We start from the raw sequence: 21,298 nt of genomic DNA, 5'->3' as shown, positions 1-21,298 counted from the left end.
GTCCAGTGAGGCGGAGAAGGAGGTCGTTGTATGCGCGTGCCCGAAGGGTCTCGCCCCGCCGGGGAACCGGCGGATTCAACACCAGAGTCGTCCCCGTCCGTCGAACCCGCACGCGAGCTGCTGTCCGCAGCCGATGTGGGACGGACCATTGCGCGAATCGCGCACCAGATCATCGAGAAGACCGCGCTGGACGCCGCCGACGGTGACGCGCCGCGTGTCGTCTTGATCGGCATCCCCACCCGGGGCACGACGCTCGCAGCGCGCCTCGCCGGGAAGGTCGAAGAATTCTCCGGGGTGCGCCCAGCGGTCGGCTCCCTCGACATCACCCTGTACCGCGACGACCTGCGCACCAAACCGCACCGCCCCCTCGAGCGCACGTCGGTGCCCGAGGGCGGTGTCGACAACACTCTGGTCGTGCTGGTCGACGACGTGCTGTTCTCCGGCCGCACCGTCCGCTCGGCACTCGACGCCCTCCGTGACCTCGGGCGGCCGCGCGCCGTTCAGCTGGCCGTCCTCGTCGACCGCGGTCACCGCGAACTGCCGCTGCGCGCCGACTACGTGGGCAAGAACGTGCCCACCGCCCGCACCGAGGACGTCAAGGTGCTCCTGAGCGAACACGACGGCCGCGACGCGGTCATGATCTCCGGGGGGAAGAGCTAAGTGAAGCACCTGTTGTCGATCGCGGACCTGACACGGGAATCGGCTGTCGAACTCCTCGACGAGGCCGAACGCTTCGAACAAGCCCTCCTCGGACGTGAGGTGCGGAAGCTCCCGACGCTGCGCGGCCGGACGGTCATGACCGTGTTCTTCGAGAATTCGACCCGGACCCGCGTGTCGTTCGAGGTCGCCGGGAAGTGGATGAGCGCGGATGTCATCAACGTCAGCGCCTCGAGCTCGTCGGTGTCCAAGGGCGAATCCCTCCGGGACACGGCGATGACGCTGCGCGCCGCCGGCGCCGACGCGCTGATCGTGCGCCACCCCGCGTCGGGTGCGGCCCACCAGATCGCGAAGTGGACCGGGCATCAGGACGACGGCGGACCGGCGGTCGTCAACGCCGGCGACGGTACCCACGAACATCCCACCCAGGCGCTGCTCGACGCGCTCACACTGCGTCAGCGTCTCGGCGACATCGAGGGCAAGCGCATCGCCATCGTCGGCGACATCTTGCACAGCCGGGTCGCCCGGTCGAACGCACTGCTGCTGTCGATGCTCGGCGCCGAGGTGGTCCTCGTCGCGCCGCCCACGCTGCTCCCCGTGGGGGTGTCCACCTGGCCGGTGTCGGTGGCGCATTCGCTGGACGCGGAGCTTCCCGGCCTCGACGCCGTCCTCATGCTGCGCGTGCAGGCGGAACGGATGAACGGTGGGTTCTTCCCGTCCCAGCGGGAGTACTCGATCAATTACGGCCTGTCGGAGAAACGGCTCGCGCTGCTTCCCGAGCACGCGGTGGTTCTGCACCCCGGTCCGATGCTGCGCGGCATGGAGATCGCGTCGGCGGTGGCCGATTCGACGAGAACCGCCGTGCTGCAGCAGGTGACCAACGGTGTGCACATGCGGATGGCGGTGCTGTTCCGGCTGCTGGTCGGAGCGGAGGAAGTTGCGGGATGAGTGACAGTGCAGTGACAGGAGAGACAGTGCTCATCAAGAACGTGTTGCTGTACGGCGAGGGCGAGCCCACCGACGTTCTGCTCGGTGACGGCGTCATCGTCGCGATCGGCGCGGACGCGGGCAAGGACAGCGCGCCGGACGTCGAGGTGATCGACGCGGCGGGGCAGATCCTGCTCCCCGGTTTCGTCGACCTGCACACCCACCTGCGTGAACCCGGCCGCGAGGACACCGAGACCATCGATTCCGGTTCGGCTGCCGCCGCGCTCGGCGGGTACAACGCGGTGTTCGCGATGGCCAACACCAGCCCGGTCGCCGATTCGGTGGTCGTCACCGATCACGTGTGGCGCCGCGGTCAGGAAGTCGGGCTCGTCGACGTGCACCCCGTCGGCGCCGTCACCGTCGGACTCGAGGGCAAGCAGCTCGCCGAGATGGCCACGATGGCGTCGGGGACCGGCCGGGTGCGGATGTTCTCGGACGACGGCCATTGCGTCTACGACCCGCTGATCATGCGCCGGGCGCTCGAGTACTCGAGTTCGCTCGGGGTGCTCATCGCGCAGCACGCGGAGGAACCGCGGCTGACCGTCGGCGCCGTCGCGCACGAGGGCCCCACCGCCGCCCGGCTCGGTCTCGCGGGCTGGCCGCGCGCCGCCGAGGAGTCGATCGTCGCCCGCGACGCGCTGCTCGCCCGCGACGCCGGGGCGCGGGTGCACATCTGCCACGCCTCCACCGCGGGCACCGTCGAACTGATGAAGTGGGCACGCGGCCAAGGCATTTCGATCACCGCCGAGGTCACCCCGCACCATCTGTTGCTCGACGACTCCCGGCTCGAGACCTACGACGCCGTGAACAAGGTGAATCCGCCGCTGCGGGAGGCGAGCGACGTCGCCGCGCTCCGGGCCGGACTGGCCGAGGGGATCATCGACTGCGTCGCGACCGATCACGCACCGCACGCCGAGCAGGACAAGTGCTGCGAGTTCGCGGCCGCCCGACCCGGAATGCTGGGTCTGGAGACCGCACTGTCGATCGTCGCGCAGACGATGGTCCGCACGGGCCTGCTCGACTGGCGCGGCGTGGCCCGGGTGATGAGCGAGCGGCCCGCCGAGATCGTCGGGCTCGACGACCAGGGTCGCCCGATCGAGGTCGGCGAGCCCGCCAACCTCGTGCTGATCGACCCGGACGCCGAATGGACGGTCCGCGGCCCCGATCTCGCCAGCGTCGCCCACAACACGCCGTACGAGTCGATGACACTGCCGGCGCGGGTGACCACGACGATCCTCCGTGGCCGGATCACCGCGAGCGACGGCCAGGCCCGCGTCCCGGTGCGGAACGGCAGGGGATGACGGTGGAGAGAATTCTGTGGGTAGTCGGCCTCGTCGCGTTCTGGGCGCTGGCCATCTTCCTCATGTACATCGGGTGGCGCGGTCGTGCCCGCCGTCAGGCCGACCGGGTCGGGCAACTTCCCGCCGTGCCCGCGCACCTCGGCGAGCAGACGATCGCCCCGGCCACCGGACTGTATGTGGGCAGCACCCTGGCCCCGAGCTGGCAGGACCGGATCGCGGTCGGCGACCTCGGTTTCCGGGCGACGGGGGAAATCTCCCGATACGCGGCCGGGATCCTGCTCGAACGTGACGGGGCGTCGGCGATCTGGATTCCGCAGGACGCGGTCCGCGCCGTGCGCACCGAGCGCGGTCTCGCGGGCAAGGTCATGAGCAAGGACGGCGTCCTGGTGATCCGGTGGGAACTGCCGACGGGCACCGAGATCGACACCGGTTTCCGGAGCGACGACAAGTCCGTGTACCCCGCCTGGGTCAGCGCAGGGGAGCCGGACGGCAAGACAGACAGTGAAGATTCAGCGAATGCGGCGAGCTCTGGTGAGGTCGAGCAGAACGGAGAGAACGCATGAGCGGCTACGACACCGACTCTGCAGTACTGGTCCTCGAGGACGGACGGATATTCCGGGGCACCACGTTCGGTGCCGTCGGCCAGACCCTCGGTGAGGCTGTCTTCAGCACCGGCATGACCGGCTATCAGGAGACCCTCACCGACCCCAGCTACCACCGCCAGATCGTCGTGGCCACCGCGCCGCAGATCGGCAACACCGGATGGAACGACGAGGACGACGAGTCCGTCGGTCCCACCGGCAGCAGTGCCGAGGCGAAGATCTGGGTCGCCGGGTACGTCGTTCGCGACCCCGCCCGCCGCACCTCCAGCTGGCGCGCCACCGGCTCCCTGCAGGACGAGCTGGTGAAGCAGGGAGTCGTCGGGATCGCCGGCATCGACACCCGCGCACTGGTCCGCCACCTGCGCACCCGCGGCTCCATGCGCGCCGGTGTGTTCTCCGGCGACGCACTGGCCGACACCGACGTGCTGCTCGACCGCGTGAAGAGCCAGCCGTCGATGCTCGGCGCGGATCTCGCCGGTGAGGTCAGCACCACCAGCGGTTACGTCGTCGAGCCGACCGGGGGAGAAGCGCGCTTCACCGTCGCGGCGATCGACCTCGGCATCAAGACCAACACCCCCCGCATGTTCGCCGAGCGCGGCATCCGGGTGCACGTGCTCCCGTCCAACGCGACGCTCGAGCAGATCCTCGACCTGAAGGCCGACGGCGTCTTCCTCTCCAACGGTCCCGGCGACCCGGCGACCGCCGACGGTGCCGTGCACCTCACGAAGGAAGTCATCGGGCAGGGCCTGCCCCTGTTCGGCATCTGCTTCGGCAACCAGATCCTCGGGCGGGCTCTGGGTCTCGGCACCTACAAGATGAAGTTCGGTCACCGGGGCATCAACATCCCGGTTGTCGAACACGAGACGGGACGCATCGCGATCACCGCGCAGAACCACGGGTTCGCGCTCGAGGGCGAGGCCGGGCAGGAGTTCGACACCCCGTTCGGCAAGGCCGTGATCAGCCACACCTGCGCCAACGACGGTGCCGTCGAGGGGGTCCGCCTGCTCGACGGATCCGCCTTCTCGGTGCAGTACCACCCCGAGGCCGCGGCGGGCCCGCACGACGCCGCGTACCTGTTCGACCGCTTCACCAGCCTGCTCGAGGGAGTCAAGAACTAATGCCACGCCGTACAGATCTCTCCCACATCCTGGTGATCGGCTCCGGGCCGATCGTCATTGGCCAGGCCTGTGAGTTCGACTACTCCGGAACCCAGGCCTGCCGGGTGCTGCGCGAGGAGGGCCTGCGGGTCAGCCTCGTCAACTCCAACCCGGCCACGATCATGACCGACCCCGAGTTCGCGGACGCCACGTACGTCGAGCCGATCACCGCCGAGTTCGTCGAGAAGGTCATCGCCCTCGAGGCCGAGAAAGGCCACCCGATCGACGCCGTCCTCGCGACCCTCGGCGGCCAGACGGCCCTGAACACCGCGGTGGCGCTGCACGAGCAGGGCATCCTCGAGAAGTACGACGTGGAGCTGATCGGCGCCGACTTCGACGCCATCCAGCGCGGCGAGGACCGGCAGAAGTTCAAGGACATCGTCGCGAAGGTCGGCGGCGAGTCCGCGCGCTCCCGTGTCTGCTACACGATGGACGAGGTCCGCGACACGGTTGCCGAACTGGGCTTCCCCGTCGTGGTGCGGCCGTCGTTCACGATGGGCGGCCTCGGCTCCGGCATGGCCTACGACGACGAGGACCTGACGCGGATCGCCGGCGGCGGTCTCGCCGCGTCGCCCACCGCCAACGTGCTGATCGAGGAGTCGATCCTCGGGTGGAAGGAATACGAGCTCGAGCTGATGCGCGACGGCCGCGACAACGTCGTGATCGTGTGCTCGATCGAGAACGTCGACCCGGTCGGCGTGCACACCGGTGACTCGATCACCGTCGCCCCCGCCATGACGCTCACGGACCGCGAGTACCAGGCGATGCGCGACCTGTCGATCGACATCCTCCGCGAGGTCGGAGTGGACACCGGTGGCTGCAACATCCAGTTCGCCATGGACCCCACCGACGGGCGCCTCGTCGTCATCGAGATGAACCCGCGCGTGTCGCGGTCCAGTGCGCTCGCGTCCAAGGCGACCGGCTTCCCGATCGCGAAGATCGCCGCGAAGCTCGCCATCGGCTACACCCTGGACGAGATCGTCAACGACATCACCAAGGAAACCCCGGCGTGCTTCGAGCCGACCCTCGACTACGTCGTCGTCAAGGCTCCGCGGTTCGCGTTCGAGAAGTTCCCCGGCGCCGACGACACCCTCACCACCACGATGAAGTCGGTCGGTGAGGCCATGTCCATCGGCCGCAACTTCACCGAGGCGTTCGGGAAGGTGCTGCGCTCGCTGGAGACGAAGCGGGCCGGGTACTGGACGGGCCCCGAGGTGGAGGCCACCGACCTCGACAGCCTCCTGACGGAACTGAGCATCCCCCGCGACGGCCGCGTCTACGGCCTCGAGAAGGCGTTCGCTCTCGGCGCCACCGTCGAGCAGCTGTTCGACGCCACGAAGATCGACCCGTGGTTCCTCGACCAGATCCTGCAGATCCACGAGCTCGGCGACACGCTGCGTGAGGCGCCCGAGGTGACCGAGCGGGTTCTGCGCCGCGCCAAGCACCACGGCCTGTCGGATCGGCAGATCGCGGCCCTGCGCCCCGAGATCGGCGGCGAGGACGCCGTCCGGGCGCTGCGTGAGCAGTGGAACGTCCACCCCGTGTACAAGACGGTCGACACCTGCGCCGCCGAGTTCGAGGCGAAGACGCCGTACCACTACTCCACGTACGAACTCGACCCGGCGGCCGAGTCCGAAGTGGCCCCGCAGACCGAGCGTCCGAAGGTCCTGATCCTCGGCTCCGGGCCGAACCGCATCGGTCAGGGCATCGAGTTCGACTACTCCTGCGTCCACGCCGCACTGACGCTGTCGGAGGCCGGCTACGAGACGGTGATGGTCAACTGCAACCCGGAGACCGTCTCCACCGACTACGACACCGCCGACCGCCTCTACTTCGAGCCGCTCACGTTCGAGGACGTGCTCGAGGTGTACCGGGCCGAGTCGCTCTCGGGCACCGTCGCCGGGGTGATCGTGCAGCTCGGCGGCCAGACCCCGCTGGGCCTGGCGAAGCGGCTGAAGGCTGCGGGTGTGCCGATCGTCGGCACCAGCCCGGAGGCGATCGACCTCGCGGAAGATCGCGGCGAGTTCGGCAAGGTGCTGGTCGAGGCCGGTCTGCCCGCTCCCAAGTTCGGCACCGCCACCACGTTCGCCGGGGCCCGCGAGATCGCGGCAGGCATCGGGTACCCGGTGCTGGTGCGCCCGTCGTACGTCCTCGGTGGCCGCGGCATGGAAATCGTCTACGACGAGGCGTCGCTGGAGAGCTACATCTCCCGCGCCACCGAGATCTCCGACGACCGGCCCGTCCTGGTCGACCGGTTCCTGGAAGACGCCATCGAGATCGACGTCGACGCACTCTGCGACGGCTCCGAGGTGTACCTCGGCGGCGTGATGGAGCACATCGAGGAGGCCGGCATCCACTCGGGCGACTCGGCCTGTGCGCTGCCGCCGATCACCCTCGGCCGCGCCGACCTGGAGAACGTCCGCCGCTCCACGGAGGCGCTCGCCAAGGGCATCGGCGTCAAGGGCCTGCTCAACGTCCAGTACGCCCTGAAGGACGACATCCTGTACGTCCTGGAGGCGAACCCCCGCGCCAGCCGCACCGTGCCGTTCGTGTCGAAGGCGACGGCGGTGCAGCTCGCCAAGGCCTGCGCCCGCGTCATGCTGGGCGAGTCCATCGTCGATCTGCGTGCGAGCGGTGTGCTCCCGGCCACCGGCGACGGCGGTTCGACCCCGGCGGACGCCCCCGTCGCCGTGAAGGAGGCCGTGCTGCCGTTCAACCGGTTCCGGCGCGCCGACGGCACCGGGGTGGACACCCTGCTGAGCCCGGAGATGAAGTCGACCGGCGAGGTCATGGGCATCGACGCCGACTTCGGCACCGCGTTCGCGAAGAGCCAGACGGCCGCGTACGGCTCGCTGCCCACGTCGGGTTCGGTGTTCGTCTCCGTCGCCAACAAGGACAAGCGGTCGCTGATCTTCCCGGTCAAGCGTCTCGCCGACCTGGGCTTCCGGATCCTGGCCACCGAGGGCACCGCGGCGGTTCTCCGCCGGAACGGGATCACATGCCAGGAGGTGCACAAGCACTCCGGTGAGAAGCTGGAGGCGGGTGAGCGCACCATCGTCGAGATGATCCGCGACGGCGAGGTCGACATGGTGATCAACACGCCGTACGGCAACTCCGGGCCGCGCGTCGACGGTTACGAGATCCGCAGCGCGGCCGTCGCCATGAACATCCCGTGCGTCACCACCGTGCAGGGCGCGTCCGCCGCGGTGCAGGGCATCGAGGCCGCGATCCGCGGCGACATCGGTGTCCAGTCGCTCCAGGCGCTGCACGAGCGGCTGCGGTCGCCCGCCGTGGTCGTGGCTCCCGCGACCGGGTCCGCGTCGTCGTGAGCGGACACCATCACCACCACTCCTGGGTGCATCGGCTGATGTCGGCGGTCGAGCACCGGGGGCGGTTGTGCGTCGGGATCGATCCGCATCCGGGACTGCTCGAGGCGTGGGGATTGCCCGTCTCCGCCGAGGGGCTGGAGACGTTCGCGGAGATCTGCGTGGAGGCCTTCGTCGGTGAGGTGGCCGTCGTGAAGCCTCAGGTGGCGTTCTTCGAAGCGTACGGCTCCGCCGGGTACGCGGTGCTCGAACGCACCATTTCGGTCCTCAGAGAGGCAGGGACGCTCGTCGTCGCCGATGCCAAGCGCGGGGACATCGGGTCGACGATGGCGGCGTACGCGCAGTCCTGGCTGGGTGCGGAGTCGGCTCTGTCGTCCGATGCCGTGACGGTGTCGCCGTATCTGGGGTTCGGTGCGCTGGACCCGGCGCTGTCGCTGGCGGCGGAGCAGGGCCGCGGGCTCTTCGTGCTGGCCCGGACGTCCAACCCGGAGGGCGGCGACCTGCAGGCGGCGGAGACCGCCGGGGGAGTGTCCGTGGCCCAGTCCGTGGTGGACGCGGCGGTCCGGCACAACGACGCGCAACCCGGTCTGGTGGGTCTGGTGGTGGGCGCGACACGCGGACACGGCCTGGATTTGTCGAATTTTTCCGGACCGATTCTCGCGCCCGGTCTCGGCGCCCAGGGGGCGACTCCCGGTGATCTCGCCGACATTTTTCCCGATTCTCGAAAACTGTTGTTACCGAACAGCTCTCGTGGTGTTCTCGGTGCCGGACCGTCGGTGACGGCACTGCGTGAGGCGGCCGTCACGGTCCGCGACGAGATCGAGTCCGCACTCTCATAGCCCACCCGAATCCGGCTCTGACCTCGGGGGGTGGGTTCGCAATCGGCGCCGGGCGTGAGTACGGTCGCTATCGCTGCTGGTTATCCAGTGGTTTGGACTATTTGCCAACGACGAGACGGAGGAACCGTGGCCCTTCCCCAGTTGACTGATGAGCAGCGCGCTGCTGCTTTGGAGAAGGCAGCTGCTGCCCGCAAGGCCAGGGCTGAGCTCAAGGAGCGCCTGAAGCGTGGTGGCACCGACCTCAAGCAGGTTCTCAAGGACGCCGAGGACGACGAGATCCTGGGCAAGATGAAGGTGTCGGCACTGCTCGAGGCGCTGCCCAAGGTGGGCAAGGTCAAGGCGCAGGAGATCATGACCGAGCTGGAGATCGCTCCGACCCGTCGCCTCCGTGGCCTCGGCGATCGGCAGCGGAAGGCCCTGCTCGCCAGGTTCGACTTCGAGGCCTGAGCACGACAGTGGTAGCTGACGCACAAGTGTCAGAGAGCAAGACCGCAGTGCGGAGGGGTCGGCTGGTAGTACTGGCCGGCCCCTCGGCCGTCGGTAAGTCCAGCGTGGTGCGACTCCTGCGTGAACGGATGCCGGAGCTCGTCTTCAGCGTGTCCGCGACGACGCGCGACCCACGCCCGGGCGAGGTGGACGGCAAGGACTACCGGTTCACCTCTCGTGACGAGTTCCAGCGGATGATCGAATCCGGTGAGCTGCTCGAATGGGCCGAGATCCACGGCGGACTCCAGCTGTCGGGAACCCCGGCCGCACCCGTCCGCCGGGCGATCGAACAGGGCAAACCGGTGCTCGTCGAGGTCGATCTCGCCGGGGCGCGGGCCGTCCGCGCCGCGATGCCGGAGGCTCTGCTCGTCTTCATGGCGCCCCCGAGCTGGGACGTGCTGGTCGAGAGATTGACCGGCCGGGGCACCGAATCCGCCGAGGTCGTGGAGCGGCGTCTCGCGACCGCGAGAGTCGAGCTGGAGGCGCAGGACGAGTTCGACGCGGTCATCGTGAACGAGGATGTCAGCCGATCGTGCGACGAGTTGGTATCCTTGTTGGTTGGACGACCGGAACAGTCCGAGTCGACCCACTAGATCTCACATCAACTAGCCAGAACTATTTCAGGAGATACCGAGTGAGCAGCACCCCCGCAGTAGCGTCCGCAACACCCAGCCACGGCGCCCTGCCGGCTTACGACACCCCGCTCGGCATCACCAATCCTCCGATCGACGAGCTTCTCGCTCGCACGTCGTCGAAGTACGCGCTGGTGATCTACGCGGCCAAGCGGGCGCGTCAGATCAACGATTACTACAACCAGCTCGGTGACGGCATCCTCGAGTACGTCGGCCCCCTCGTGGAGCCGGGCCTGCAGGAGAAGCCGCTGTCCATCGCGCTGCGTGAGATCCACTCCGATCTTCTCGAGCACACCGAAGGCGAGTGAGCGGAGGATCTGCCGTGCCTGAACAGGCAGCGGGCCCGGTCTCCGGGCACGTGACGGATTCACCGGAACCGGTTCCCGCGGGGGCAACGCGCAAGCGGATCGTGGTCGGTGTCGGCGGCGGCATCGCCGCGTACAAGAGCTGTGCGGTCATTCGGGCCTTCACGGAGGCCGGGCATCATGTGCGGGTCATCCCGACGGAGTCCGCGCTCGAGTTCGTCGGCAAGGCGACGTTCGAGGCGCTGTCGGGCAACCCCGTGCACACGGGTGTGTTCACCGACGTTCCGCAGGTTCCGCATGTTCGTCTCGGGCAGGAAGCGGATCTCGTCGTCATCGCGCCCGCCACCGCCGACCTCATGGCGCGCGCTGTGGCGGGACGCGCCGACGACCTCCTCACCGCGACGCTGCTCACCGCGCGATGTCCCGTGGTGTTCGCTCCCGCGATGCACACGGAGATGTGGGAGCACCCGGCCACCGTCGCGAACGTCACCACGCTCCGCGCACGCGGCGTGACCGTCATCGAACCCGCATCCGGCCGCCTCACGGGCAAGGACACCGGCGCAGGCCGGCTGCCGGAACCCGACGAGATCGTCGGGTTGGCGTCGTTGCTGGTCGAGCGTCCCGACGCGCTGCCCCGTGATCTCGAGGGCCGGCGGGTCCTCGTGTCCGCGGGCGGCACCCGTGAACCGCTCGACCCGGTGCGGTTCCTCGGTAACCGCAGTTCGGGCAAGCAAGGCTACGCGATCGCCCGGCTCGCCGTGCAGCGCGGGGCCGAGGTCACCCTCGTCTCCGGCTACACCGCCGGCCTCGCCGACCCGGCCGCCGTCGACGTGGTGCACGTCCGCACGGCGGAAGACATGCGGGTGGCGGTCGCCAAGCACGCGCCCGGATTCGACGCCGTGATCATGGCCGCGGCAGTGGCCGATTTCCGGCCGTCGACGACGGTGGCGAGCAAGATCAAGAAGGGTGCGGGCGAGCCCGACTCGATCGCACTCACCAAGAACGAGGACATCCTCGCCGGCCTGGTGCAGTCCCGGCGGGACGGCGAGATCCCGTCGAAGACCGTGATCGTCGGATTCGCGGCCGAGACGGGCGACGCCGACGGCGACGTCCTCACGTACGCGCGGGCCAAGCTCGCGCGTAAGGGCTGCGACCTCCTCGTCGTCAACGCGGTCGGCGAGGGCAAGGCGTTCGAGGTCGACCACAACGACGGGTGGCTGCTCGGAGCCGACGGTTCCGAGTCCGCGCTCGAGCACGGATCGAAGGCGTTGATGGCGAGCCGGGTGCTCGACGCCGTCGACCAGCTGTTCCGGACGCTCTGACGGAAAATCCGGCAGAGTTTCGGTGATTCGAAAGGTGTCACTCCCGCCGGGGTGGCGCTAGGGTCGTTCGCGGTATTACGCAGCTAAGCTGTTTTCAAGTGCTGTTCAGGACAACTGTCGAGAGGGAATTCTGTGAGCCAGTCCGGTAGTCGGCTATTCACCAGTGAGTCTGTGACCGAGGGGCACCCGGACAAGATTTGTGATGCGATCAGCGACTCCATCCTCGACGCGCTCCTCACCGACGACCCGCGCGCCCGCGTCGCCGTCGAGACACTCGTGACCACCGGACAGGTCCACGTCGCCGGCGAGGTCACGACCACCGCCTACGCCGACATCCCCAAGATCGTGCGCGACACCGTGCTCGAGATCGGGTACGACTCCTCGGCCAAGGGCTTCGACGGCAACTCCTGCGGCGTCAACGTCGCGATCGGCGCACAGTCCCCGGAGATCGCCCAGGGCGTCGACCACTCGCACGAGGTCCGCACCGGCGAACTGAGCGACGACGAAATCGACCGTCAGGGCGCAGGCGACCAGGGACTGATGTTCGGGTTCGCCACCACCGACACCCCGGAACTGATGCCGCTGCCGATCGCGCTGGCGCACCGCCTGTCGCGTCGTCTCACCGAGGTCCGCAAGTCCGGTGTCCTGCCGTACCTGCGCCCGGACGGCAAGACCCAGGTCACCATCGAATACGACGGCGACAAGGCTGTTCGCCTCGACACCGTGGTCATCTCGACGCAGCACGCCGCGGACATCGACCTCGACAACCTGCTGACCCCGGATCTGCGGGAAAAGGTTCTCGGATCGGTTCTCGCCGAAATCGACATGCCCGAACTCGACGTCTCGGACATCCGCCTGCTCGTCAACCCGACGGGCAAGTTCGTGCTCGGCGGCCCGATGGGTGACGCCGGCCTGACCGGTCGCAAGATCATCGTCGACACCTACGGCGGCATGGCCCGCCACGGCGGCGGCGCGTTCTCCGGCAAGGACCCCTCGAAGGTCGACCGGTCGGCGGCCTACGCCATGCGCTGGGTGGCCAAGAACGCGGTCGCGGCAGGCCTCGCGGACCGGATCGAGGTCCAGGTGGCGTACGCGATCGGCAAGGCGGCGCCGGTGGGTCTGTTCGTCGAGACGTTCGGTACCGAGAAGACGGATCCGGCGCGGATCCAGCAGGCCATCACCGAAACGTTCGACCTGCGACCCGGCGCCATCATCCGCGATCTCGACCTGCTGCGTCCGATCTACGCGCAGACCGCGGCCTACGGTCACTTCGGTCGCACCGACATCGACCTCCCGTGGGAGAGCATCGACCGGGCGGAGAAGCTGCGGGCAGCCGCAGGCCTCTGATCGGTAGTCACGGCGCGGCGGGCGCCGCTGCGGTAGGGGCCGCGGAGTGAGCGCGGAAAAGGTTGCGGCAGAAGTAGATCCGGTTGCCCGGGTGCTGCCGCTGCTTCCGCTTGCCCACCTCGACCGCGAATTCGACTATCTCGTTCCGAAGGACCTCGACGAGCAGGCGCAGCCCGGGGTCCGGGTGCGCATCCGGTTCGCCGGACGTCTCGTCGACGGGTTCGTCGTCTCCCGGAACGCGACCAGCGACCATCAGGGCCGTTTCGGCTGGCTCGAACGGGTGATCTCGCCCGAGCGGGTCCTGACCGAGGAGATCACCCGGGTGGTCGACCTCGTCGCCGGCCGATACGCGGGGACCCGCGCGGACGTCCTGCGACTCGCGATCCCGCCGAGACACGCCCGCGCGGAGTCCGAGGCCGCGTCCGAACCCTCCGAGGTGCCGGACATCGCGATCGACACCGGCGCGTGGGACCGGTACGTCCACGGCGGCGCTTTCCTGACCGCACTGTCGGCGGAGCGTGCCCCGCGTGCGGTCTGGCAGGCGCTCCCCGGCGAGGACTGGCCGGCGCGTCTCGCGGAACTGTCGGGGCTCGTGGCCGCCACCGGGGCGAGCACCGTCGTCGTCGTGCCCGATCAGCGCGATCTCGACCGCGTGGTCGCGGCGGTGGAGAAGCTGCTGGGCAAGGACGCGGTCGTCGGACTCGCCGCCGGTCTCGGTCCGGCCCTGCGCTACCGGCGCTGGCTGGCGGCGCTGCGCGGAACGGCAAAGGTCGTCGTCGGGACCCGGAGTTCGGTGTTCGCGCCGACGCCGCGCACCGGGCTGATCGTGGTCTGGGACGACGGGGACGACAACCATTCCGAGCCGCGCGCACCGTATCCGCACGCCCGCGAGGTGGCGCTGCTCCGCGCGTACGCCAGTGGCTGCGCGGTGGTACTGGCCGGACACGCGCGTACCGCGGAGGCACAGGCGCTGGTCGACTCGGGGTGGGCGCACGACCTCGTGGCCTCCCGGGACTCGGTGCGGGCGGCCACCCCGAAGATCACCGCACTCGCGGACAGCGACCACGCCCTGGCCCGCGATCCCGGCGCACGCGCCGCCCGGCTGCCCGCGATCGCGTTCGCGGCTGCCCGGGAGGCGCTCGGCGCCGGCCGCGGAGTGCTGGTCCAGGTGCCCCGGCGCGGCTACGTGCCCAGCCTCGCGTGCGGCAAGTGCCGGGCGCCCGCGCGATGCCGACGATGCAACGGACCTCTCGCGCTGCCGTCCGCGGCCGGCCCGGACGGGGCGGGGACCCCCGCGTGCCGGTGGTGTGGCGTCGCCGACGCCGCACACCGCTGCCACGCGTGCGGAGCGAAGGCGCTGCGGGCCGTCGTGGTCGGTGCCGGACGGACCGCCGAGGAACTGGGACGCGCGTTTCCCGGGGTCGCCGTCCGGATGTCGGGGGGCACGGACGTCGTCGACGAGGTGAAGGAGGGACCCACCCTCGTGGTGTCGACGGTCGGGGCCGAACCGGTGATGCCGGGCGGCTACGGCGCGGCGTTGCTGCTCGACGGCTGGGCGCTGCTGGGCCGTCCCGATCTGCGCGCCGCCGAGGAGACGCTGCGGCGGTGGATGACGGCGTCGTCACTCGTACGCCCGTTCGCCGAGGGCGGTCAGGTGGTCGTGGTCGCCGATTCGGGGATTCCGACCGTGCAGGCGTTGGTTCGCTGGGATCCGGTCGGTCACGCCCGTGCGCAGTACGAGGAGCGGGCGGAGGTCGGATTTCCGCCCGCCATCCACCTCGCGGCGATCGACGGCAGCGCGAAGGCGATCGCCGACCTCCTGGAGCTCGCCGATCTGCCGGCGAATGCGGAATTGCTGGGCCCGGTCGAGTTGCCGGCGGGGGAGCGGCTGCCGTTCACCGGCGACGCGCCGGAGCCGGCGGACGTGGAGCGGATGCTGATCCGGGTGCCCCGTAGCGAGGGAAAGCCGCTGGCCAAAGCGCTGGGAGAGGCGCAGTCGGTGCGCAGCGCGCGTAAGGACTCGCAGCCTGCCCGGGTCCAGATCGACCCCATTCGGATCGGCTAGTTCCGCCCCCCGGGGGGGACACAAAGTCCCCCGGGGGGACACAAAAGGAATGGCAAGGAGGTAATACACTCCCTGCCACTTTCACCATATAACGCACCGGGGGCCTTGCGGCAAGACCCCGGTCGTGCCGCAGAATCTCCCACCGAAGCCAGAACCTGCGGAAATCGGTTCGCGGCGTATGTGGGGGTCTTCATGATTGACGTGATCGTTGCCGGCGGCGGACCGACCGGCCTGATGCTGGCCTGCGAGTTGCGGCTGCACGGCGTGCAGGTGCTCGTGCTGGAGAAGGAGGCCGAGCCGACCAGGCATGTCCGGTCGCTGGGCCTGCACGTGCGCAGCGTCGAGGTTATGGACCAGCGCGGTCTGCTGGAGCGATTCCTCGCGCTCGGCAAGCAGTACCCCGTCGGCGGCTTCTTCGCCGGTATCAGCAAGCCGCGGCCCGACCGGCTGGACACCGCACATCCGTACATCCTCGGCATCCCGCAGCCCGTCACCGAGCGCCTGCTGATCGAGCACGCCACCGAACTCGGCGTCGAGATCCGGCGTGGCTGCGAACTGGTCGGGCTGAGCCAGAATGAGGACGGGGTGACCGCCCTGCCGACCGACGGCACACAGCTGCGCGCGCGCTACCTCGTCGGTTGCGACGGCGGCCGCAGCACGGTGCGCAAGCTGCTGGGCGTCGGCTTCCCCGGCGAGCCGACCCGGGTCGAGTCGCTCCTGGGCGAGATGGAGGTGGCCGCGCCACCGGAGACGCTGGCCGCCGTGGTGGCCGAGGTCCGCAAAACCCACAAGGGGTTCGGCGCCGGGCCCTCCGGGGACGGGGTGTACCGCGTCGTCGTGCCCGCCGAGGGGGTGGCCGAGGACCGGTCGGTCCCGCCGACCCTCGAGGAGTTCAAGCAACAGCTGCGGGTGTTCGCCGGCACCGACTTCGGCGTGCACTCACCGCGGTGGCTGTCCCGCTTCGGCGACGCTACACGGCTGGCCGAGCGTTACCGGGTCGGCCGGGTGTTGCTGGCCGGCGACGCGGCGCACGTCCACCCACCGCTGGGCGGGCAGGGCCTCAACCTCGGCGTCCAGGACGCGTTCAATCTGGGCTGGAAACTGGCCGCCGAGGTCAACGGCTGGGCACCGGAGGGGCTGCTGGACAGCTACCACACCGAACGGCACCCGGTAGCCGCCGACGTGCTGAACAACACCCGCGTGCAGTCCGAGCTGCTGTCCACCGAGCCGGGTCCCCAGGCGGTGCGCCGGCTGCTGTCGGAACTAATGGACGTCGAGGAGGTGAACCGGTACCTGACCGAGAAAGTCACCGCGATCGGTGTCCGCTACGACTTCGGTGAGGGGCACGAACTGCTCGGCCGACGGCTGCGCGACATCGGGCTGAAGCGGGGGCGCCTCTACGAGCTGATGCATGGTGGCCGCGGCTTGCTGCTCGACCAGACCGGCCGGCTTTCGGTGGCGGGCTGGGCAGACCGGGTCGACCACGTCGTCGACGTCAGCGAGGAACTGGACGTGCCCGCGGTGCTGCTGCGGCCGGACGGCTACGTGGCATGGGTCGGGGGAGACCAGCAGGATCTGGTCGGCCAACTGCCCAGGTGGTTCGGCGCGGCCGCCGGCTGAGCGCGAACGCCTCCGGCCACAGCGCCCTTCGGGTACGGGGCCGACTTGACGACCGTCACAGAAGGGGGCCTTGTCGAGTTCTAATTGACGATATATCGTTGATGCATCAGCGATACAGAAGGAGGCTGATGATGGAAGACTTCCATTTCGAACACAGGGGTCCCCGACGGGACCGATTCACACGCGAACGGACGGGACGGCCCGAGGGGCCCCACCGTCACGGACACCGGCGAGGCCGCTTCGGCCCCGAGGGCGATCCCGCCTTCGGTCCGGGAATGCACTTCGGGCGCGGACGCGGACGGGGTGGCAGGGGACGGCGCGGCGATGTCCGCTCCGCGATCCTGCTGCTGCTCACCGAGGAGCCGATGCACGGCTACGAGCTGATTCAGCAGATCGTCGAACGCAGCGACGGGGTGTGGAAGCCCAGTCCCGGTTCGATCTACCCCGCGCTGTCACAGCTCGAGGACGAGGGTCTGGTGCTCATCGAAAAGGTGGCGGGCCGCAAGACCGCACGCCTGACGGACGAGGGCAAGGCCTTCGTCGAAGCGAACAAGACCGAACTCGGCACCCCGTGGGACGACGTGCGGGAGAGTGTCGGCCGGCCCGCCGAGGACCTGCGGGGTCTGATCGGGTTGCTGATGGGTGCCGCGGGTCAGGTCGCCGCGGTCGGTGACGACGACCAGGTCCGGCGTGCCGGCGAGATCCTCATTGACGCGCGGCGCGCGATGTATCGCCTTCTCGCCGAAGATGATCAGAGCGAAGCCGGCAAGGATGACACCGACTCGTAGGGCGCCACGGCTCACCGCGGGCCCGCCGACTCGACGCGACAGCGCGTGCACATTCTGGGAAGGTTCACAGAAATGTCACGGCGAAGTCGGGAGGGATCATGAGGTTTCGGGGTGCCGGTGCGGTCGTCACGGGTGTCGTCCTGCTGATGTCCGGCGCAGTGTCCACCGCCCACGCGGACGACGCCTCACCGCCCCAGCCCGTCGTGCCCACCACGGCCGGGCTTCCTCAGAACGGCCGTAGTGCCGCCGCCGCGTATGCGCACGAGCACCCGGACAGTGCACCCGCGGGATCGAACGACTTCTCCTGCACACCGTCCCCGGACCACCCGGAGCCGGTGGTGCTCGCGCACGGCACCGACGCAAGCGCCTACGCGGACTGGGCCGCCCTGTCGCCCATGCTCGCCGCGGACGGCTACTGCGTGTTCGCGCTCAACTACGGCGGAGCGCCGGGTGCCGATTCCTACGGCACCGAGGACATCGTCGCGAGCGCGGAGGAGTTCGGCCGGTTCGTCGACCGGGTCCGCGACGCGACCGGCGCCGACAAGGTCGACACCGTCGGATACTCGCAGGGTGCCAACGTCACGCGGTACTACGTCAACAAGCTCGGCGGCGCCCCGTTCGTCGACGACTGGGTCGGACTGGCGTCGCCCAGCTACGGGGGAGTGATGTACGGCCTCGTTCCGATCGTGCAGGCACTTCCCGGCGGACCTGACTTCGCCCGCACGGTGACGTCGGTGGCCGTCAGCCAGCAGATGCAGGGCTCGCCGTTCATGAACGCCCTCAACGCGGGCGGTGACACCGTGCCCGGCGTCGCGTACACGACCATCGGGTCCCGGTACGACGAAATGATCCAGCCGTACACGAACATGGCGCTCCGCGGCGCCGGGGCCGACAACATCCTGATTCAGGATCGATGCCCCCAGGACGGCACCGGACATTTCCAGGCGCCCTACGATCCGTTCGCGCTCGACCTCGTCCGTGCGGCACTCGACCCGAACGCGACTCCGCTGGCTCGCTGCGAGTTCGTCCCGGTCGGCGCGGGTATTCCGCAGGTAATTCTCGACAGCAACAGATAGACCCACAACGAAGCGGGGAGCCGTGCGCTGCACGGCTCCCCGCTTCTGTGTGTGTGTGCTACTCCGCCAGTGTCGCGACGGCCTGCGCCCAGAGGAAGTACTTGTTGGTGCCGAGGTTCTTCACGGTCTTGATGTCGAGTGCGGCCGCGAGGTGTTCGGCGTCGGAATCGCTCACGCCCTGCAGGGCGGCGACGACAGTTCGCCGAGTGTTACGGCCCGGGTCCGACTCCCTAGACTGGTCGGCACATCGTCGATCAAAGGGGAGCTTTCTTCGTGAGTATCGTTTCGGCCCGCGCAGCGGTCCACCGTCCGTTGTGTGGGTCGCCGACGTGCGCATAGTCTTCGCCGGAACCCCCGAGCCCGCCGTTCCCTCGCTCGAACGCTTGATCCGTTCGCCGCGCCACGACGTCGTGGCGGTGATCACCCGCCCGGACGCAGTCGCGGGCCGCGGACGGAAGGTGGTCCGTTCACCGATCGGTGAACTCGCCGACTCGAACGGCATCGAGGTGCTGACTCCCGAGCGGCCCTCGGAACCGGAATTCCTCGCACGTCTCGCCGACCTCGCCCCCGACTGCGCGCCCGTCGTCGCCTACGGGGCGCTGCTGCCGCAAAAGGTCCTCGACATCCCGGCGCACGGCTGGGTGAACCTGCACTTCTCGCTGTTGCCGGCGTGGCGCGGGGCCGCTCCGGTGCAGGCCGCGATCGGTGCGGGTGACGACATGACCGGTGCGAGCGCGTTCCGGCTCGAGGCGGGGATGGACACCGGGCCGGTCTACGGGGTGGTCACCGAGAGGATCCGCGACACCGACACCGCCGGGGATCTCCTGGGCCGCCTCGCCGACAGCGGTGCGGTCCTCCTGGAGTCGGTTCTCGACGGGATCGAGGACGGCGCGATCAGCGCGGTCCCGCAGTCGGCCGACGGGGTGTCGCACGCGCCCAAGGTGACCGTCGAGGCGGCCCGGATCCGTTGGGACAGAACAGCTGCCGTGGTGGACCGGCACGTCCGATCGGTGACCCCCGCGCCCGGCGCCTGGACCACGATCGGCGATCTGCGCGTCAAGGTCGGCCCCGTCACTCCGACGGAGGAGCGACTGGAGCCGGGGGAGATCTCCGTGACCAGATCCGGATTCCTGATCGGCACGTCCACGGTGGCGGTGCGGCTCGACCGCATCCAGCCGCAGGGCAAGAAACAGATGGCCGCCCTGGACTGGGCGCGAGGCGCACGACTCGACGCGGAGGTACGGGCACAGTGAGCGAATCGAGAAGGCCCGCACGTCGCGGCCAGTCCGGCTCGGGGGCCCGCAACAACCGTCCCCGCCAGGCGCGCCGCCCCGACGCATCGCAGTCCGGTCTCGATCAGCCGAGGCTGGCCGCGAGGGACGTGCTGCGTGCCGTCCGGGAGCGCGACGCCTACGCCAACCTTGTGCTACCCGGACTGCTGCGTGAGCGGCGCCTGGACGGACGTGACGCCGCCCTCGCCACGGAACTGGCGTACGGCGCCGCCCGCGCCCGTGGGCTCCTCGACGCCGTGATCGCCGACTGCGCCGGCAGGCCGATCGCCGAGATCGACGGACCGCTCCTCGACGTCCTCCAGCTGGGCGCCTACCAGCTACTCCGCACCCGCGTCGCCCCGCACGCCGCCGTCGCCACCTCCGTCGATCTCGTGCGCGCGGAGGCCGGTCCAGGGAAGGCGGGCTTCGTCAACGCCGTGCTACGCCGGGTGTCGGAGCGGTCCGAGACGGAATGGGTGGAGCGCCTCGCCCCGGCCGATCCGGTGGGGCGGCTGGCGTTCGCGCACGCGCATCCCGTGTGGATCGCCCAGGTGTTCGCCGACGCGCTCGGTGCCGACGCCGGGGAACTCGAGGATGTCCTCGTGGCCGACGACGCCCGGCCGGCGGTGCATCTCGTCGCCCGCCCCGGAGAGATCTCGTCGGAGGAACTCGCGCTCGCCACCGGCGGCGAGGTGGGGCGGTACTCGCCGTACGCGGTCTATCTGGACGGCGGCGACCCGGGGCTGCTCGACGCCGTCCGCGAGGGGCTCGCCGGAGTACAGGACGAGGGCAGTCAGCTCGTCGCCCGGGCGCTGTCGCTGGCGCCGCTGGACGGCCCGGACGCGGGCCGTTGGCTCGACCTCTGCGCGGGCCCGGGCGGCAAGGCTGCCCTGCTCGGCGCCCTCGCCGGAATCGAGGGCGGACGCCTCGACGCCGTGGAGCCGGTGGCGCACCGTGCGGACCTGATCCGCAAGACGACGAAGGAACTGCCGGTCGACGTGCACGTCGCCGACGGGCGGGATCCCGGGTTGGAGGGCGGGTACGACCGGATCCTGGTCGACGCGCCGTGCACCGGACTGGGTGCGCTGCGCCGACGTCCGGAGGCCCGGTGGCGCCGCCAGCCGTCGGATGTGGCGGGTCTGGCGAAGCTGCAGCGGGAACTCCTGGCGTCGGCCGCTCGGCTGGTTCGTCCGGGTGGCGTGATCCTCTACGCGACGTGTTCGCCACATCTGTCCGAGACGGTGGCCGTGGTCGCGGACGCGGTGCGCCGCTACGGGCTCACGGCGCTGGACACGCGTGAACTCGTACCCGGTGTGCCGGAGCTGGGTGACGGTCCGGGCGTCCAGCTCTGGCCGCACCGGCACGGCACGGACGCGATGTTCATGGCCGCGTTGCGCAAGCCGTAGGGCGGTCGCTCCCCGCTACCTGGACATCTGCCCGACTATTGGTAGAACCTGTTTCACTTTTGTGTGAAACGTGTTCTAATTCTTCTCGCGACAGAGACGTACGTCACGAAG

General features: G+C 69.6%; 19 protein-coding genes. 18 read left to right on the top strand and 1 reads right to left on the bottom strand.

Annotated features, from left to right (window positions below; translation table 11 throughout):
* Positions 1 to 30: 30 nt before the first annotated feature.
* The 16 genes from pyrR to GO592_RS14195 all read left to right on the top strand — a co-directional run bounded on the left by pyrR (position 31) and on the right by GO592_RS14195 (position 18,510).
* Positions 31 to 660: a bifunctional pyr operon transcriptional regulator/uracil phosphoribosyltransferase PyrR gene (gene pyrR, locus GO592_RS14270; RefSeq protein WP_005572577.1), complete on the top strand. Its 630-nt coding sequence runs from the start codon at positions 31 to 33 to the stop codon at positions 658 to 660.
* Positions 661 to 1,605: an aspartate carbamoyltransferase catalytic subunit gene (locus GO592_RS14265; protein ID WP_005262310.1), complete on the top strand. Its 945-nt coding sequence runs from the start codon at positions 661 to 663 to the stop codon at positions 1,603 to 1,605.
* Positions 1,602 to 2,945, top strand: a complete 1,344-nt coding sequence (locus GO592_RS14260) for a dihydroorotase (protein ID WP_007295892.1) — start codon at positions 1,602 to 1,604, stop codon at positions 2,943 to 2,945. Before GO592_RS14265 ends, GO592_RS14260 begins: the two co-directional genes overlap by 4 nt.
* Positions 2,942 to 3,508, top strand: coding sequence for a PH-like domain-containing protein (locus tag GO592_RS14255; RefSeq protein WP_007295891.1), 567 nt, complete (start codon positions 2,942 to 2,944; stop codon positions 3,506 to 3,508). Before GO592_RS14260 ends, GO592_RS14255 begins: the two co-directional genes overlap by 4 nt.
* Positions 3,505 to 4,665 (top strand): glutamine-hydrolyzing carbamoyl-phosphate synthase small subunit, encoded by a 1,161-nt coding sequence (carA, locus tag GO592_RS14250; protein ID WP_005569135.1) that lies wholly within the window; start codon positions 3,505 to 3,507, stop codon positions 4,663 to 4,665. The genes GO592_RS14255 and carA overlap by 4 nt, the downstream gene beginning before the upstream one ends.
* Positions 4,665 to 8,033 (top strand): carbamoyl-phosphate synthase large subunit, encoded by a 3,369-nt coding sequence (gene carB, locus GO592_RS14245; protein ID WP_007295890.1) that lies wholly within the window; start codon positions 4,665 to 4,667, stop codon positions 8,031 to 8,033. The genes carA and carB overlap by 1 nt, the downstream gene beginning before the upstream one ends.
* Positions 8,030 to 8,869, top strand: coding sequence for an orotidine-5'-phosphate decarboxylase (pyrF, locus tag GO592_RS14240; protein ID WP_237720351.1), 840 nt, complete (start codon positions 8,030 to 8,032; stop codon positions 8,867 to 8,869). The genes carB and pyrF overlap by 4 nt, the downstream gene beginning before the upstream one ends.
* A gap of 126 nt (positions 8,870 to 8,995) precedes the next feature.
* Entirely contained in the window at positions 8,996 to 9,316 is a 321-nt protein-coding gene (mihF, locus tag GO592_RS14235) for an integration host factor, actinobacterial type (RefSeq protein WP_005262298.1), read from the top strand.
* Positions 9,317 to 9,324: 8 nt separating this feature from the next.
* Positions 9,325 to 9,948 (top strand): guanylate kinase, encoded by a 624-nt coding sequence (gene gmk, locus GO592_RS14230; RefSeq protein WP_039950481.1) that lies wholly within the window; start codon positions 9,325 to 9,327, stop codon positions 9,946 to 9,948.
* 41 nt (positions 9,949 to 9,989) lie between these two features.
* Positions 9,990 to 10,295: a DNA-directed RNA polymerase subunit omega gene (gene rpoZ / locus GO592_RS14225; protein ID WP_005241734.1), complete on the top strand. Its 306-nt coding sequence runs from the start codon at positions 9,990 to 9,992 to the stop codon at positions 10,293 to 10,295.
* 14 nt (positions 10,296 to 10,309) lie between these two features.
* The gene (gene coaBC, locus GO592_RS14220) at positions 10,310 to 11,614 is read left to right on the top strand and encodes a bifunctional phosphopantothenoylcysteine decarboxylase/phosphopantothenate--cysteine ligase CoaBC (RefSeq protein WP_007295887.1); all 1,305 of its coding nucleotides are present in this window, start codon (positions 10,310 to 10,312) and stop codon (positions 11,612 to 11,614) included.
* A gap of 132 nt (positions 11,615 to 11,746) precedes the next feature.
* Complete coding sequence (gene metK, locus GO592_RS14215) at positions 11,747 to 12,961, top strand: methionine adenosyltransferase (protein ID WP_005241739.1); 1,215 nt, start codon at positions 11,747 to 11,749, stop codon at positions 12,959 to 12,961.
* A gap of 46 nt (positions 12,962 to 13,007) precedes the next feature.
* Complete coding sequence (locus GO592_RS14210) at positions 13,008 to 15,026, top strand: primosomal protein N' (protein ID WP_082324877.1); 2,019 nt, start codon at positions 13,008 to 13,010, stop codon at positions 15,024 to 15,026.
* 192 nt (positions 15,027 to 15,218) lie between these two features.
* Positions 15,219 to 16,646 (top strand): rifampin monooxygenase, encoded by a 1,428-nt coding sequence (gene rox, locus GO592_RS14205; protein ID WP_007295885.1) that lies wholly within the window; start codon positions 15,219 to 15,221, stop codon positions 16,644 to 16,646.
* 131 nt (positions 16,647 to 16,777) lie between these two features.
* The gene (locus GO592_RS14200) at positions 16,778 to 17,434 is read left to right on the top strand and encodes a PadR family transcriptional regulator (protein WP_007295884.1); all 657 of its coding nucleotides are present in this window, start codon (positions 16,778 to 16,780) and stop codon (positions 17,432 to 17,434) included.
* A gap of 98 nt (positions 17,435 to 17,532) precedes the next feature.
* On the top strand, positions 17,533 to 18,510 hold the full coding sequence (locus GO592_RS14195; protein WP_007295883.1) for an esterase/lipase family protein: 978 nt from the start codon (positions 17,533 to 17,535) through the stop codon (positions 18,508 to 18,510).
* A 58-nt stretch (positions 18,511 to 18,568) separates the two neighbouring features.
* Here the strand turns inward: GO592_RS14195 and GO592_RS46525 are convergent, their stop codons facing one another.
* Positions 18,569 to 18,808: a hypothetical protein gene (locus GO592_RS46525; RefSeq protein ID WP_371737098.1), complete on the bottom strand. Its 240-nt coding sequence runs from the start codon at positions 18,806 to 18,808 to the stop codon at positions 18,569 to 18,571.
* Between the two features lie 31 nt (positions 18,809 to 18,839).
* On the opposite strand from GO592_RS46525, the gene fmt reads away from it, so the two are divergent.
* Together fmt and GO592_RS14185 are read left to right on the top strand one after the other, a co-directional pair.
* Positions 18,840 to 19,763 carry a methionyl-tRNA formyltransferase gene (fmt, locus tag GO592_RS14190; protein ID WP_007295881.1) on the top strand — a complete coding sequence of 308 codons (924 nt, stop codon included), beginning with the start codon at positions 18,840 to 18,842 and terminating at the stop codon, positions 19,761 to 19,763.
* The gene (locus GO592_RS14185) at positions 19,760 to 21,187 is read left to right on the top strand and encodes an RsmB/NOP family class I SAM-dependent RNA methyltransferase (RefSeq protein WP_039950475.1); all 1,428 of its coding nucleotides are present in this window, start codon (positions 19,760 to 19,762) and stop codon (positions 21,185 to 21,187) included. Before fmt ends, GO592_RS14185 begins: the two co-directional genes overlap by 4 nt.
* Positions 21,188 to 21,298 lie beyond the last annotated feature (111 nt).

It is taken from the genome of Rhodococcus sp. 21391 (genome assembly GCF_016772255.1).
GTDB lineage: Bacteria > Actinomycetota > Actinomycetes > Mycobacteriales > Mycobacteriaceae > Rhodococcus_F > Rhodococcus_F opacus.
This window is presented reverse-complemented; position numbering and strand designations above follow the sequence as displayed.